Annotated in this window: 14 protein-coding genes and 1 pseudogene; 12 read left to right on the top strand and 3 right to left on the bottom strand. The window is 58.6% G+C overall.

The window, feature by feature from the left end; genetic code table 11:
* Positions 1–253: transposase (locus BSG20_RS33195; RefSeq protein ID WP_143147591.1), on the bottom strand; the 253-nt coding region annotated here is incomplete at its 3' end.
* 72 nt (positions 254–325) lie between these two features.
* Positions 326–474, bottom strand: a pseudogene (locus BSG20_RS36070) (IS5 family transposase); the annotation flags it as partial.
* A 79-nt stretch (positions 475–553) separates the two neighbouring features.
* Here BSG20_RS36070 and BSG20_RS33190 point away from each other — a divergent pair.
* The 12 genes from BSG20_RS33190 (at position 554) to BSG20_RS33135 (ending at position 12,817) form a co-directional block, all read left to right on the top strand.
* A protein-coding gene (locus BSG20_RS33190) for an IS5 family transposase (protein ID WP_143147592.1) occupies positions 554–1,326 on the top strand; the annotation gives its coding sequence in 2 pieces (ribosomal slippage) (positions 554–854 and positions 854–1,326; 774 coding nt in all).
* A gap of 183 nt (positions 1,327–1,509) precedes the next feature.
* Positions 1,510–1,815 (top strand): hypothetical protein, encoded by a 306-nt coding sequence (locus tag BSG20_RS33185; RefSeq protein WP_093041778.1) that lies wholly within the window; start codon positions 1,510–1,512, stop codon positions 1,813–1,815.
* Between the two features lie 352 nt (positions 1,816–2,167).
* Positions 2,168–2,605, top strand: a complete 438-nt coding sequence (locus BSG20_RS33180; RefSeq protein WP_177309920.1) for a lipocalin-like domain-containing protein — start codon at positions 2,168–2,170, stop codon at positions 2,603–2,605.
* A 52-nt stretch (positions 2,606–2,657) separates the two neighbouring features.
* Positions 2,658–4,109: a glycoside hydrolase family 15 protein gene (locus BSG20_RS33175; protein WP_093041772.1), complete on the top strand. Its 1,452-nt coding sequence runs from the start codon at positions 2,658–2,660 to the stop codon at positions 4,107–4,109.
* A complete protein-coding gene (locus tag BSG20_RS33170) occupies positions 4,106–4,573 on the top strand; it encodes a hypothetical protein (RefSeq protein WP_093041769.1) in 468 nt (155 codons plus the stop codon). Before BSG20_RS33175 ends, BSG20_RS33170 begins: the two co-directional genes overlap by 4 nt.
* Entirely contained in the window at positions 4,551–6,308 is a 1,758-nt protein-coding gene (locus BSG20_RS33165; protein WP_093041766.1) for a GMC family oxidoreductase, read from the top strand. Before BSG20_RS33170 ends, BSG20_RS33165 begins: the two co-directional genes overlap by 23 nt.
* 186 nt (positions 6,309–6,494) lie before the next feature.
* Positions 6,495–8,348 (top strand): GMC family oxidoreductase, encoded by a 1,854-nt coding sequence (locus tag BSG20_RS33160; RefSeq protein WP_093041762.1) that lies wholly within the window; start codon positions 6,495–6,497, stop codon positions 8,346–8,348.
* Between the two features lie 43 nt (positions 8,349–8,391).
* A complete protein-coding gene (locus BSG20_RS33155; RefSeq protein WP_093041758.1) occupies positions 8,392–9,504 on the top strand; it encodes a ferritin-like domain-containing protein in 1,113 nt (370 codons plus the stop codon).
* Positions 9,501–10,046 carry a hypothetical protein gene (locus tag BSG20_RS33150; RefSeq protein ID WP_244551837.1) on the top strand — a complete coding sequence of 182 codons (546 nt, stop codon included), beginning with the start codon at positions 9,501–9,503 and terminating at the stop codon, positions 10,044–10,046. The genes BSG20_RS33155 and BSG20_RS33150 overlap by 4 nt, the downstream gene beginning before the upstream one ends.
* Positions 10,043–10,981, top strand: coding sequence for a myo-inosose-2 dehydratase (iolE, locus tag BSG20_RS33145; RefSeq protein ID WP_093041756.1), 939 nt, complete (start codon positions 10,043–10,045; stop codon positions 10,979–10,981). Before BSG20_RS33150 ends, iolE begins: the two co-directional genes overlap by 4 nt.
* A 2-nt stretch (positions 10,982–10,983) precedes the next feature.
* Positions 10,984–12,000: a sugar phosphate isomerase/epimerase family protein gene (locus BSG20_RS33140; RefSeq protein WP_093041753.1), complete on the top strand. Its 1,017-nt coding sequence runs from the start codon at positions 10,984–10,986 to the stop codon at positions 11,998–12,000.
* A 247-nt stretch (positions 12,001–12,247) separates the two neighbouring features.
* Positions 12,248–12,817, top strand: coding sequence for a hypothetical protein (locus BSG20_RS33135; protein ID WP_093041751.1), 570 nt, complete (start codon positions 12,248–12,250; stop codon positions 12,815–12,817).
* Between the two features lie 47 nt (positions 12,818–12,864).
* On the opposite strand, the gene BSG20_RS33130 is transcribed toward BSG20_RS33135, so the two are convergent.
* Positions 12,865–13,138, bottom strand: a 274-nt coding sequence (locus BSG20_RS33130) for a DDE-type integrase/transposase/recombinase (protein WP_143147590.1), incomplete at its 5' end; no start/stop codon positions are given.

Raw genomic sequence — 13,138 nt, 5'->3', positions numbered from 1 at the left:
CTATTCTGTCAGCCTGCACCGCCAATTCCGCCTCAAGTGGACCGGCGTCCCAAATGCCATCCGAGATGAAATGATGCAGGCGGTCATAGCGATCAGGTGCCAGGCGCTCCGCCATCGGCTCGATACTCTTGCGATCTCCCGGCCCGATCAGGCCAGAAACATAGATCGGGCACATCTGCCGACGCTTCTTGTGGCCAAGCTTCTCAACAAACGGCTTCAGCCATTCCGTCAGTGCAACATCCTGCTCTGCCATCCTTCGCACCCCTGTTGAAGTGCCAAGGATCGCCGATCATCGTTAACCGAGGATTAATCTGCCAAAGTAGTGCTAGGTCGTGGTGACGAATCGAGTGTTGAGCCACTTGATGACAGCGGCGAGTTTGACGAAAGTCATGATGCAAGCAACTTGTCGTAGCGAGTTGCGACACGGCGGAACTGTGAGCTTCTTGAAGAATGCTCGATACGACTTCTCTCCTTAGTGTCCGTTCCAAAAAGAGTTGAGTGATTTCAGCAGGTTGTGATTCCGTCGGATTTGCGAGATTCGATGGAGATCACGATGGCCTGGACTGAAATCACCCGTGCGCATTATGAGCGGCGTTGCGCCCGTTACGCAAGCGATCTGACCGATGCGGAGTGGGCGCTGATTGCGCCGATGATGCCGTCGGCGAACCGCATCGGCCGGCCGCGCAAGACGGACCTGCGCGAGGTCGTGAACGCACTTCTTTACCTCGCCTCGTCGGGCGGCGCGTGGCGATTGCTGCCGAAAGACTTCCCACCCTTTTCAACGGTGCAGAAGTACTTCTATCGCTGGCGTGAGGAGGGCCTGTTGCGGACCATCAGCAACAGCCTCGTCATGGGGCGCGCGAGGCCGAGGGTCGGGAAGCGAGTCCCACGGCGGGGGTGATCGACAGCCAATCGGTCAAGACCACGGAAAGCGGCGGAATTCGGGGCTTCGACGCGGGAAAGAAGATCAACGGGCGCAAGCGTCACATCGTTGTCGACACCATCGGCCTGATGGTCGGTCTCGTCGTCCATGCCGCCGATATCCAGGACCAGGACGGCGCACCGGCTGCCCTCAAGACCATTCTCGAACGCTGGCCGTGGCTGCGACACGTCTTCGCCGACGGCGGCTATGCCGGGCCGAAGCTTAAGGGCGCGATGCAAAAGATCGGCACGTTCACCCTGGAGATCGTCAAGCGGACGGACAAAGCCAAAGGCTTCGAGGTCCTGCCGCGCCGCTGGGTCGTGGAGCGCACATTCGCATGGCTGGGGCGATGCCGCAGGCTGGCCAAGGACTGGGAGAAATCCATCGCCTCCGCAGAAGCCTGAATATACGTCGCCCACATTCGCCTGCTCACACGCAGGCTCGCAAGAGCTTGCTATCAAAACATCCTTTTTGATTCAGGCTCTTAGAGGGAGGGATGTCATTGGGACGCTGGGTTGTTCGATTGCACTTCGGCAGGATGACCACTTCGTCCCGGTGTTAGCGATCCTGTCGCAGAGGTGGTCGGCATGGTAGCCCTTGTCGGCAAACATGGCACCGGCTTCGATGCCTTCGACAAGTTCATGAACAAAGGCGATGTTTGCATTGTCCTGAGCTGGCGATCAAGCGGATGGGAGCTGTTCGAGGTCGACTTCGCGGGCCAGAACCGACTCGTCGAGCCGTTTCGATCCAGCGGAAAAGCGCCCCACTTTTGGTCAATAGGGACTGCGAAAGTAAGCAAATTTGCTCATTTACCGCAACGCAAAGTAATTATAGACCTAACGAAAGTGGAGGATAGAGCAGCCATCAGATGTGAGCTTGCCGTATACCAATGACAGTATTCGGGTGGGGCACCGCCAGCCGGTCTTTGGGTATCTGGGGAGGAAATTCAGAATATCCAATGGGGCGGCTCAAACCTGCCGCTCTGAGCTGCGAACGCCGAGGGGAGCGATGCGTGCGTCGGCACAGTAACAAGATGCCGTTTGTCTCATCGACCTGCCTGGTGGCCGGTCGATGAGACAACGCGCTGCGACTGGCTGCGGCCCGAGTAGTGCCTTTGCGGCCATGGTTACCCGCTAAAGTAGCTCAGCAGTTCAAATACTACCTCTTGGCCGACATCCACTACTGCCGAGAAACGAGAGAAGTGGGAACGATGACGGCCTTGGCAGCATGTACGGAGGGAGCACTATGAATAAGCTTGAGGGAGCGTGGAGACTATTGGCGTGGCTCAGGACGACAAGCAAGGGGGATGTCTCCTATCCACTCGGTGAGGACGCATCAGGTTTGCTTGTCTATACGTCGAGCGCCAAGATGATGGTGCAAATGGCGGCCGCCCATCGTTTGCCTTTAGCAACAAGCGATCCCCTCGGTGGGAGCGCCGAGGAGCAGGCCACCGCCTACTCAACTAGCCTGGCCTATTTTGGCAGCTACAAGGTTGCAGAAGGCAACGTCATTCATATCATCGACAGGAGCTCTTTCCCCAACTGGTCCGAAACCGAACAGGTCCGTCCATACGAGCTCAGAGGCGACGAGCTGATATTGCGCACGCCACCCTCTCACACTGGTGGGATCACCGTCGTCAACAAAATTACTTGGATCCGCGACAAGGGTCCAGTCGGCGCCTGATTCATTGCTCGGCGCGTCTGCGCCGCATTCATGCATTCGAGCGGAGGAACAGATGAACATCACCAACACCATCCACCATACCACCCGCGCTCGGGCGGGCGTGCCGCTTGCGCTGGGCAGGCAACCCCCGAAAGCGGCTCATCAACAAACCGATTTGGCGGCTCTTGCCAACTATCTTGTCCTCCTGATGCTGCGCAACGTCACAAGCGACGGCTACATCATCGAGGACCCGGAAAATCCTGGGCAATATTCAGCACCCGGCTGCGTTGTCGCCGCACCGTCCTTTCCGACCAATACGCCCGGCGTTGATCAAGACTATGTCTACAACTGGGTGCGCGATGCCGCGATCACCGCCATGGAGATCGCCGCTGCCGGCCTGCCTTCGACCCAAGGAGGTGGCGTCCCGGCGCTGGTTGACTACGTCAGCTTCGCTCGGCTCTGTCAAATGAACGCTCACCCCACTCTAGGACACGCATGTTTTACTGTGGCCGGGCAATCGCGACCGTGGACCGAACAGGATGACGGGCCTGCCATCCAGACCCTCGCTGTCTTGCGGGCTTATCACCAGCTAGACGGGCCGACCCAGGCTATTGCCAAGCAAGTCATCGAAACAAACGTGACTTATCTTCTTGGCGTCTATCAGGAGCCCACCACCAATCTGTGGGAGGAACATGAAGGCCTGTCATTCTTCGCGCGCTCGGTCAGCCTGCGCTGTTTCAGGGAAGTTGCCGCCAACGCCGATGGCATTGCCGTGCCCACCGAAACGACGGCGGCAATTGCCTGGCTTGAGGGTGCCCTTCAGGATCATTGGAACGGCTCGTACTATGTAACGATGCTGGCACCAGGCGCCGGTCCCGGCATATCCGTCATCCCCACCGAGCTTGGTTACGATCCAAACATCGACATCGTTTCGGCCAGCATCTACGGGGCGGTGCCGGCAACCGACACCAAGCTGCTTGCGACCGCGGCTCGTCTGCGCAGCCAGTGGGCTGATCCCGTTTCTAAGGCGTTCTATCCGATCAATGGTGCAGATCAGGCGCGCGGAATTGGGCCCCTCCTAGGCCGCTATCCCGGTGACACATACGACGGCGATGTTGCCCATCCGGTGAGCGGCGGCCATCCTTGGGCGCTGTGCACCTGCAATTTCGCAGAACTTTACTATCGTCTCGCCAATGACATCGATCAGGCGCAGACCGTTCCTTTCGACACCCTGTCTGAAGACTTTTTCGCGCAGGTTGGCGTGACGAACGTTACATCCGCCTCCGATGCCGCATCTGCTTTGCGTAGTGCCGGCGACGCCATGCTGCGCGCGGTCGTTTATCACAGTGATCGTTATGAGCTGAGCGAACAGTTTGACGGTACGTCCGGCTATGAAAAGAGCGTGCACGATCTGACATGGAGCTACGCATCGTTTCTGTCGGCCGTGCGCGCCAGATCCAGCGGGAACACGCTGCCCGGTGAAGCGGACGGCAAGCCTGCGCGAAACGGCAGGAGCAAAAAATGAGCGAACGATTGGCAAGCTTCGTTGCTCTGTCGATTTTGCTGACCGGTTTCGACGCCGTGCGGTTGCATGGCACCGGCATGGCTGAGAAGTATCTGAGCCTGCTGGATCAGATCGTGACCGTCAGTACTGTGAACGATCTGCTCAACAGCACCCTGCGGGCGCCGGCAAGTGGGGAAGGCGAGCGACTGGCGGCAATCTTTGAGGATCCGCGGCTCGAGCCGATCGCGCGCAACGTTATCATTCTTTGGTATTGCGGCACCTGGCAGCAATTGCCGGAGGCGTGGCGCGTCGCATTTGGAACGTCGCGGTTCGATGAGACCCATCTCGTCTCTGGAGCAGCCTATCAATCCGGCCTGCAATGGGTAGCGGCGGGCGCCCATCCGGCAGGCGCAAAGCCACAAGGTTTCGGGGCATGGGCCTTAGTGCCCACGGGGGGAAGACATGGCGAACGACATGTCCTTTGACGTCGTGATCGTTGGGGCCGGTATTGCCGGCGCCATGATCGCAAAGCGCTTGACCAAGGCCAACATGCACGTACTGCTGCTTGAGGCCGGACCCGGCACGACGCGCAGCTTCAACGATTATACGGAACATCTGGAGCATTTTTACGCCGCAAACAGCAAGGGACCTGAATCGCCCTGGCCGCCGGCAGTCGGTGCGCCGCAACCGGACACAGCGGATTTGCGGTCGAATAATGGCTATTTTGTCCAACGCGGCCCCAATCTCTACGGCAGCAGCTATACGCGGCTACTGGGCGGATCAACCCTGCATTGGCTTGGCGTGTCGCTGCGAATGCTGCCGGACGATTTCCGCATGAGATCGCTATATGGCGTCGGGCGGGACTGGCCGATAAATTATGAGACAATCGCACCCTATTACGAGCAGGCGGAGCATGAAATCGGCGTTTCCGCGGACGCTTGCGAACAACGCTATCTTGGGCTTACGTTCTCCGACGGTTATGATTACCCGATGAGGCGCATCCCGCCCAGTTTTTCGGATCAGGTGCTCGGCGCGGCCATCGACGGGATGGAGGTCCAACTTCAGGACGAGTCCTTCAGGCTCAAGGTTCGAAGCTACCCCGCGGCCCGGAATTCGGTGCCGCGCAAATCCTACCGGCCCATTGGTACCGGCTATCTCGGAGAGCGGTGCGAGGGCAATACCTCCTGTACGCCGATCTGTCCGGTGCAGGCAAAATACAACGCCGGCAAAACGCTAGCTCAGGCGGACCCGAAGCGGCTGACCGTGCTGACGCAGGCCGTCGCCTCGAAGATCCATGTCAACCGAGCAAGCGGTGAAGTGGAGGGGGTTGAATATCAACGCTACACGGATCCGAACGCGCCCAGTTCAACAACGCATGTCGCCAAGGCTCGCGTCTACGTTCTGGCAGCGCACGCCGTGGAAAACGCCAAGCTCATGCTGGCCTCGGGGCTTAATGGGCCGGGTAGCCAGGTTGGCAAGACACTCATGGACCACCCGACGCTTTATGCCTGGGGGCTCGCGCCACGTCCAGTCGGCGCCTATCGAGGCCCTCAGTCGACGGCAGGCATCGAGGATCTGAGAGGCGGTGCGTTTCGCTCAAGACATGCGGCATTCCGCTTCGATGTGGGCAATGACGGTTGGCGGGCGAGCACCGGGGCCCCTGATACGGCCGTCTCGCAAGCCGTGATGACGGGCCGCCTCTACGGCTCGGTGCTACGTGAGCAACTTGAGGCGAACCTGTCACGTCACGTCCGTTTCTCGGTAGCGGTGGAACAGCTTCCCGATCCGGCCAACGGTGTCAGCATTGACCCGCGATATCGCGATCCCATGGGCAATCCGCGACCCGTAATCGACTACCGGATTGATGACTACACGCTTGCCGGAATGGGGGCCGCAGCGGGCGTCGCGCAACACGTCTTTCGGCAAGCCGGAATAACGGACTGCACCGACCCTGACAAAGGAAGCTGGTTCCCGACAGCCTATTACCAGGGTCGTACCTTCCACTACCACGGGATGGGACATTTCGCTGGCACTCATGCTATGGGCGAGGATTTGAGGGGATCTGTCGTCGACGCGGACCAGCGTGCCTGGGAACACAAGAACCTGTTCTTGGTCGGCTCGGGCAGCTTTCCCACTCTTGGTACATCAAATCCGACGCTGACCCTGTCGGCGTTGGCGTTGCGGACGGCGGATCGGCTAATCGAGACCTTCACGCACTGATCGCAGGCAGCCGGAGCCTCGGTCAAAAATGCCGCATTCGGCGATGTCATAGGGACAGAGCGGTCATCCGGCCTCGCAAATGGGAAGGGAGCGCGCAGATCCAGTTGCCGTGTCGGTTGCCGGCGAACCAGAAAACAAGGCCGAGGACGGGCATTCGTTTCTCACAACTTATGACGGAGGTGTGCTGTGCTGTTTCCAATTGAATCTGCGCGAAGGACGGACCTCAAGGCCGTTTCAGAAGATAGCATCTATGATGCGGTGATTGTCGGCTCGGGTATCTCGGGCGCGATTATTGCCAATGAGCTCAGCAAGGCCGGAAAGCGCGTCCTCGTCCTTGAAGCAGGATCCGGAATTAACAGGTCGCTTCGCGGCTATGAGGAATACGTCACCAACTTTTATAGCGCGGCAATCAAAGACAACCAGTCGCCCTATCCGGTCAATCTCAACGCCCCGATGCCCCGCAGCCCGAAACTGCGCAGGCTCCAACCGGGCGAGACCGACGCCTCGACCTACATCGTGCAATCCGGCCCCTATGTGACCGATACAGTCTATACGCGGGTTTTCGGGGGCACGACAATGCATTGGGAGGCCAAGACGCCCCGAATGTTGCAGGAGGATTTTAAGGCAAAATCCCTGTTCGGCCAAGGTGTTGATTGGCCCTTGGAATACTCCGACATCGAGGCTGACTATCAGGTCGCCGAGCGGGAAATCGGCGTATCCGCCGATGTCGAGGACCAGACCTATCTCGATGTCACCTTTGCGAAGGACTACGTGTTTCCGATGCGAGGCCTTCCGCTGTCCTACTTGGACAGAACGGTCGCCAAAGGCATCGACGGAACCGATGTCAACCTTTACGGGCAGACATATCCGATCAAGGTTCGTCCCTATCCGCAGGGACGCAACGGTGTCCCGAATCCCGCCTATAACGGGGGCAAGGGCTATGTGCCGGTCGGAGCAGTGAATACCCATGAGGTCGAGGAGGGCGGGCGCTGCCAGGGCAACACAAATTGCGTTCCGATCTGTCCGGTGCAGGCGCGCTATCATTCCGGCAAAACCCTCGCAAAAGCGTTCCAAAGCGGCAACGTCGAGCTTCTCGTACAGGCCGTTGCTTCGCGCGTCGTAATTGATTCCGACAGCGGCCGGGTCACCGCGCTTGAGGTCAAAGTCTATAAGGATACGGACTCGCCCGAATATGAAACGATCACTGTCAAGGGTAAGATCTTTGTATTGGCCGCAGGAGCGATCGAAACGCCCCGGCTGATGCTGGCTTCCGGCCTACGCAGTACTAGTGGGCTGATCGGCCGCAACCTCATGGATCATGCCTATCTACTGAGCTGGGCGCTCATGCCGGAGATTTGCGGCACCATGCGCGGCACGAGCTGTACCGGCGGCATCGTGGATCTGCGTGGCGGCGCCTTCAGACGGCATCAGGCGGCGTTCAGCGTTGATATCCACAATGATGGGTGGGGTTGGGCGGTCGGCTCGCCCTATTCCGACGTCACCACACTGGTCGACCAGCACAACCAGTTCGGAGGCGACCTCCGGCGAGCCCTGATTGAGGGAATTTCGCGCCAATTGCTGCTCGCCTTCATGATCGAGGTGATGCCGGTCGAGAGCAACCGTGTGACCGTCGATCCGCAATACACCGACCGGCTTGGGAATGTGCGGCCGGTGGTCTCATTCACGGTGCCTGAATACACGTTGCGCGCCGCCGCCTATGCCCGGGAGTTCGCAAAGACCATGTTTGCCCGGCTAGGAGCGGCCGACCACACCAGCTACGACCCGAGCGATTACGGCTATATCTCATATGAAGGCAAAGGCTACGCCATCCGTGGCGGTAATCACCTTGCTGGCACACACGTCATGGGTCGAGACAGGCATAGATCCGCCGTCGACACCGATCAGCGATCCTGGGACCACGATAATCTCTATCTAGTTGGCGGCGGCAGCATGCCGTCGATCGGCACTGCCAATGTCACCCTGACGCTCGCCGCCGTCAACTACCGCAGCGCACGCGCCATGGTGAAGCAGTTGCAATGACGCAACATGTATCGCTCCCTGCATACAACGATCGGAGAAACCAATGATGTCCAACACGATCAAGACGATTGATGACCTGAAAGCGCATCTCCACATAGCGATGCAGTTGGAACACGCGACGATTCCACCGTATCTGACGGCGCTTTATTCGATCAGGCCCGGTTTCAACCCGGATGCCGTCCAGATCATCCGAGTGGTTGCAGTGGAGGAAATGCTGCATCTGACGGTCGCAGCAAACCTGCTGAATGCCATCGGGGGAACACCGGACCTCACCGTCGCAGGCTTCGTGCCGAACTATCCAGCCTATCTCCCCGACGGTGAGACGGATTTCCTGGTGCATTTGGCGCCATTCAGCAAGCAAACGCTCGAGGCCTTCAAGAAGATAGAGCGTCCTCGCCTCGCCCCCGGACCGCAGAAGCTGGTCAAGCGTCCCTACCCGGCAGGTGTGACGGTGCTAGGGACCCACCCTGGTGCCAGCGACATGCAATACTTCAGCATCGGGGATTTTTACATCGCCATCGAAGACGGGATCAACCTTCTTGAAAAGGAGTCTAACGCAGCAGGCAAAACGATCTTTGTCGGAGATCCGGAGCGCCAAGTCACCTCGGAGTACTACTATTCTGGCGGCGGCGAACTCTTTCCGGTGGTGGATATTGAAAGCGCGCGCGCAGCGATACGTTTGGTGATGGAGCAGGGAGAGGGTGTGGGCGGCGGCATCTACGATCACGAAAGGGAGCTGTCGCACTATTATCGCTTCGACGAACTTACCCGGGGCCGCTACTACCAGCCCGAGGACCGTCCCGAAAATCCGACCGGCCCGACCTTCACCGTTGATTGGCAGGCAGCTTTCCCGATCAAATGCAATCTGAAGCTAGCAGAGATTCCAGCCGGCTCGGAGCTCCATAATGCGGCCCTTTCGTTCAATCAGGCCTACGCGACCTTCCTGGAACAACTGACGCAAGCTTACAATGGCCAGCCACACCTCCTTTTAGAAGCGGTGCCGAGGATGTTCAAGTTCAGAAACCTGATGGGGGAACTGATCCGCAATCCATTGCCCGACAGCGGCGGCTTTAATGCCTCGGCGACGTTCGAAGTCGTTTGTAGCAACCGAGTGAGAAGCACACTCGCAACGGTGACAGCGGAGGCGAGCGCATGATTACCGAAGACCGCCTGCACAATTTTCTCGCCTTCTCCACCGAGGTTACCGCGTTTACCACTTTCGAACTGTGGGGCACGGGGCAGGCCGAAGCTTACCTTGCGGCGGTCGACACGGTCGTCGGCGTTGCGCTCGCAGACGAGCTCTTTGGTGCATATGAACGAGTACTGCGGGAGACGGAAGGCGAACTGCCCCTTAAGCGCAAAGCAGGTTTTCGTCGGGAGATCTTCGGAGACGAAAAACTGGGGCCAATCGCGCGCAACATCGTCAAACTTTGGTACGTCGGCACTTGGTACGAGTTGCCGACAACTTGGACGGAGGCCTTCGGTCCGGCACCGAAGGATGTCACCTTTGTTGTGTCGCCCTCGGCTTATGTCGAAGGCTTAATGTGGAAGGCGATCGGTGCCCACCCCGCAGGCGCAAGAGCCCCGGGCTATGGCTCGTGGGCATCCAGGCCACAGATTCCTGCATTTGCCGGCGATCCTGCGAATGGGCAACCAGTTGATGTCAGCTTAACCACAGACAAAGGACCAGGAAGATGAGCACTCAGACCTCACGGCTTTCCCCGGAAAAGGTATGGCTTGGCATCACGCCGACACTCTGGTGGAATGACGACTTTATCAATATCGACATCGGCATACCATTCGAGCAATGCATCAGCGAGATGGCGCTCGCCGGCTATGTCGGTTGCAGTGTTGGCCACAAATATCCGACCGACCGGAAAACGCTGAAGGCGGCTCTCGATCTGCGTGGTTTGCGCGTTTCGGAACCATGGGTCAGCACCTATTTTACGATCGCGGCTATGAGGAAGCAAACGATCCAGAAGGTACGCCAACAGCTCGCGTTTCTGCAGGAAATGGAAGGCGGCAGCGAAGATCCTAGGAAGGCCGACCTCGTGGTGGCCGAGTTCGGTCATGCTGTGAACCCGCTGCCAGTCGCACTGTTCCCAAACTGCCCGAACCTGACCGACGGGCAGTGGGATCAACTGCTCGATGGCCTGCACGACATCGGCAGGATCGCTAAAGAAGAGGGGCGACGCCTCTGCTATCATCCGCATCTTGGCACTGGCGTCATGGCCGCCGAGGCCATCGATCGACTGATGGAGAACACCGAAACCAGTCTGGTCCATCTGCTGTTGGACACGGGCCATCTTGCCGCCGCCGGCGTTGATCCGCTGGCCGTTACAAAAAGATACGCTTCCCGGATCAAGCATATCCATTTGAAGGACATCCGCGCCGACGTGGTGGCCCGCATTCATGCCGATGGCCTCTCGTTCGAATCGGCCATCGAAGCCGGTATTTTCACCGTTCCCGGCGACGGTTCGATCACGACCTTCCCGCAAATCCTCACGGAACTCGCTGAGGTCGGTTTCGCGGGCTGGTTGGTGATCGAGGCAGAGCAGGCCCCGGCAAAGGCCAATCCGCTTCAGTATGCCAAGATGGCGCGTGCCTATTTGCGCGAGACGCTGGGGTGGTAGCGATGGATAGCGTCGCGAAAAGAGACATTTACCTGAGCCTGTTCATGTTTACGGCGGACCTGCGGCCGAATGATCAGGCGTATACCCAAACCATGATCGATCATATCAGGGCCTTGGTCGCCATGGGCTTTGACGGTTTCGACTTGCCGATCGCAGCTCAGCAGACGACCGACCATAAGGCAGAGATCGACAGCTATGCCCGCTTCAAGCAGGCTTTAGATGCCGCCGGTCTCGAAACGATACGCTTCACGACCAATGTCGGCACGACGCGGACCTTCGATCCTACCTCGCTTCTCCGGGAGCAAAGAGAAGGCGCATTGGCCTATTTGAAGTCGCGTGTCGACATCACTTTGATCCTAGGCGGCAAGACCATAATGGCGGGACCAATCGTCTTTCCTTATGGAGTGTTTCCGACGCTCGATTCCGGCACGCCGTTATGGAGCGATGCACTGCAGGATTGGCTGGGACCTCGCTACGAGTTAGCGCGCCCTGTCATCGAGCAGCTCGCCGACTATGCTGAGAAGAATGCCGTCAAGCTCGCGATCGAGCCGGTGGACCATTGGGAAACGCCGGCGCCAAACATGGTTTCGGATGTGCTCGGCTTCTTGGAAGGCGTGGGCAGTTCACAAGCCGGCCTTACCATCGACAGCGCCCATGTGGTGCTTGGAAGCAGCGGGCGTGCAGCCTTCGAGAACAGCCTGCGGACCACCGTAGAGCAGCGGCGTCTGAACTACATCCATATCTCCGCGCCTGATCGAGGTGCGCTGAACGATAGCTGGATCCCCTGGGAAAACTTCCTCGGGCCGATCCTGCCGATTTATGACGGCCCGTTCCTGATCGAAGTGTTCAATGCAGTGCCGGCCTTTCTCAACGGTCTGCATCTGACCCGTCGCAAGTTCTGGATTCCCGGGGAGGACCAGCCTGTGTCGGGCCGACCCAGCGCCTACGACGTTGCCCGCGACGGATTGGAAACCCTGCGGCAGGAATTCACCAAGCTGGAGCGCCGTTTGACGCTTTAGTCAATCGCCGACACTGACCATTTCCACAAGAAGGACAGGAGACGATGAACGATACACAGTCTTCCCTACCTCATACGAAAACCCCCGCCACACTGCGGCGCGCGGCAACCTCACAACGGGTCACGGCTGACCGGCTCGGTGCCCTGAGGGATCTCCCTGGTTTCTGGGAAGGGACAGGTTTCAGTCTTATCGCCCGCCCTGACTTTTCCGGCCGCAGCGAAAACGGCTTCTTCTGCAACTCAATCTGTTGCATGAAACGATCGAATTTACTCCGATCGGATCACCAGTCTTCAATCGCGGCAGCGCGCAGGAGGATGTCACCATTTTTGGTGTCACCTATTTGCATCGTGTCACAGATGGCGTCAACGGCGGCGCGTTGCATATCGAACCCGGCATGTGGCTGAGGATCCCAGCAACCACTGCTCCAAAGGCCGACGAAAGTATCGCGAGGCTAGGCGCGATTCCCCATGGCAATTTCTTCTGCACGGTCGGTTTCGTGCAGGATGCCGTGTTCGATAAGGTGCCGGAGATTCCGTCGGCCAATACGATCCCGTTCGCGTTTGGCGGCCAGCCGCCTGCGCCCGGCAGCAAGAATCCCTTTTGTGAATATGACCTTTCTATTCCGAGCGAATTCCGGACGAGCCCCATTTCCGCCGGCATCACCCAAGCGATGATCGATGATCCCAACCAGGCACTGCGAGATGCTTTGAACCACCAGGTGAACGAGCAGAGTCAGACCCTGAAACGGATTACCCGTTTGATAACCTCGACAGCCGGCGGCATCGCAAATATCCCATTTATCACCACGGCATCGTAAACTTAACGGATGAAAGGCCAGCGAAAGACGCCATCCGCAGATATCTCTCATGCTCGGGCAATTTTCGCCCACAGGCTCATCGCCGCCGTGCGCAGTTCGCGATGGTGGCCGGAGGAGATGTCGTGGCGCGGGATTTGAAATAGGTTGGCGATCGGATCATGGATGGAGACGAAGCGTTGTAGATGTCGCTGTGACTTGAAGCGCTTCATGATCCGCTCTCGCCGCCGGACTGGTTGGTGAGAATTCTCCGCCCGATTATTCAACCCTTTGTGGGAGCGATGCTCTACACCCGGCATGATCTCTCGCTTTGCTGCGCCGTAG

Origin of the sequence: Rhizobium tibeticum, from assembly GCF_900110205.1 — a bacterium.
Taxonomy (GTDB): Bacteria; Pseudomonadota; Alphaproteobacteria; order Rhizobiales; family Rhizobiaceae; genus Rhizobium; species Rhizobium tibeticum.
Note: the sequence above shows the minus strand (reverse complement) of the source record. Positions and strands in the feature narration are given on the sequence as shown.

Coding starts and splice junctions, on each gene's coding strand:
- BSG20_RS33185 (WP_093041778.1), top strand. CDS start 1,510: ATGGTAGCCCTTGTCGGCAAACATGGCACCGGCTTCGATGCCTTCGAC.
- BSG20_RS33180 (WP_177309920.1), top strand. CDS start 2,168: ATGAATAAGCTTGAGGGAGCGTGGAGACTATTGGCGTGGCTCAGGACG.
- BSG20_RS33175 (WP_093041772.1), top strand. CDS start 2,658: ATGAACATCACCAACACCATCCACCATACCACCCGCGCTCGGGCGGGC.
- BSG20_RS33170 (WP_093041769.1), top strand. CDS start 4,106: ATGAGCGAACGATTGGCAAGCTTCGTTGCTCTGTCGATTTTGCTGACC.
- BSG20_RS33165 (WP_093041766.1), top strand. CDS start 4,551: ATGGCGAACGACATGTCCTTTGACGTCGTGATCGTTGGGGCCGGTATT.
- BSG20_RS33155 (WP_093041758.1), top strand. CDS start 8,392: ATGATGTCCAACACGATCAAGACGATTGATGACCTGAAAGCGCATCTC.
- BSG20_RS33150 (WP_244551837.1), top strand. CDS start 9,501: ATGATTACCGAAGACCGCCTGCACAATTTTCTCGCCTTCTCCACCGAG.
- iolE (WP_093041756.1), top strand. CDS start 10,043: ATGAGCACTCAGACCTCACGGCTTTCCCCGGAAAAGGTATGGCTTGGC.
- BSG20_RS33140 (WP_093041753.1), top strand. CDS start 10,984: ATGGATAGCGTCGCGAAAAGAGACATTTACCTGAGCCTGTTCATGTTT.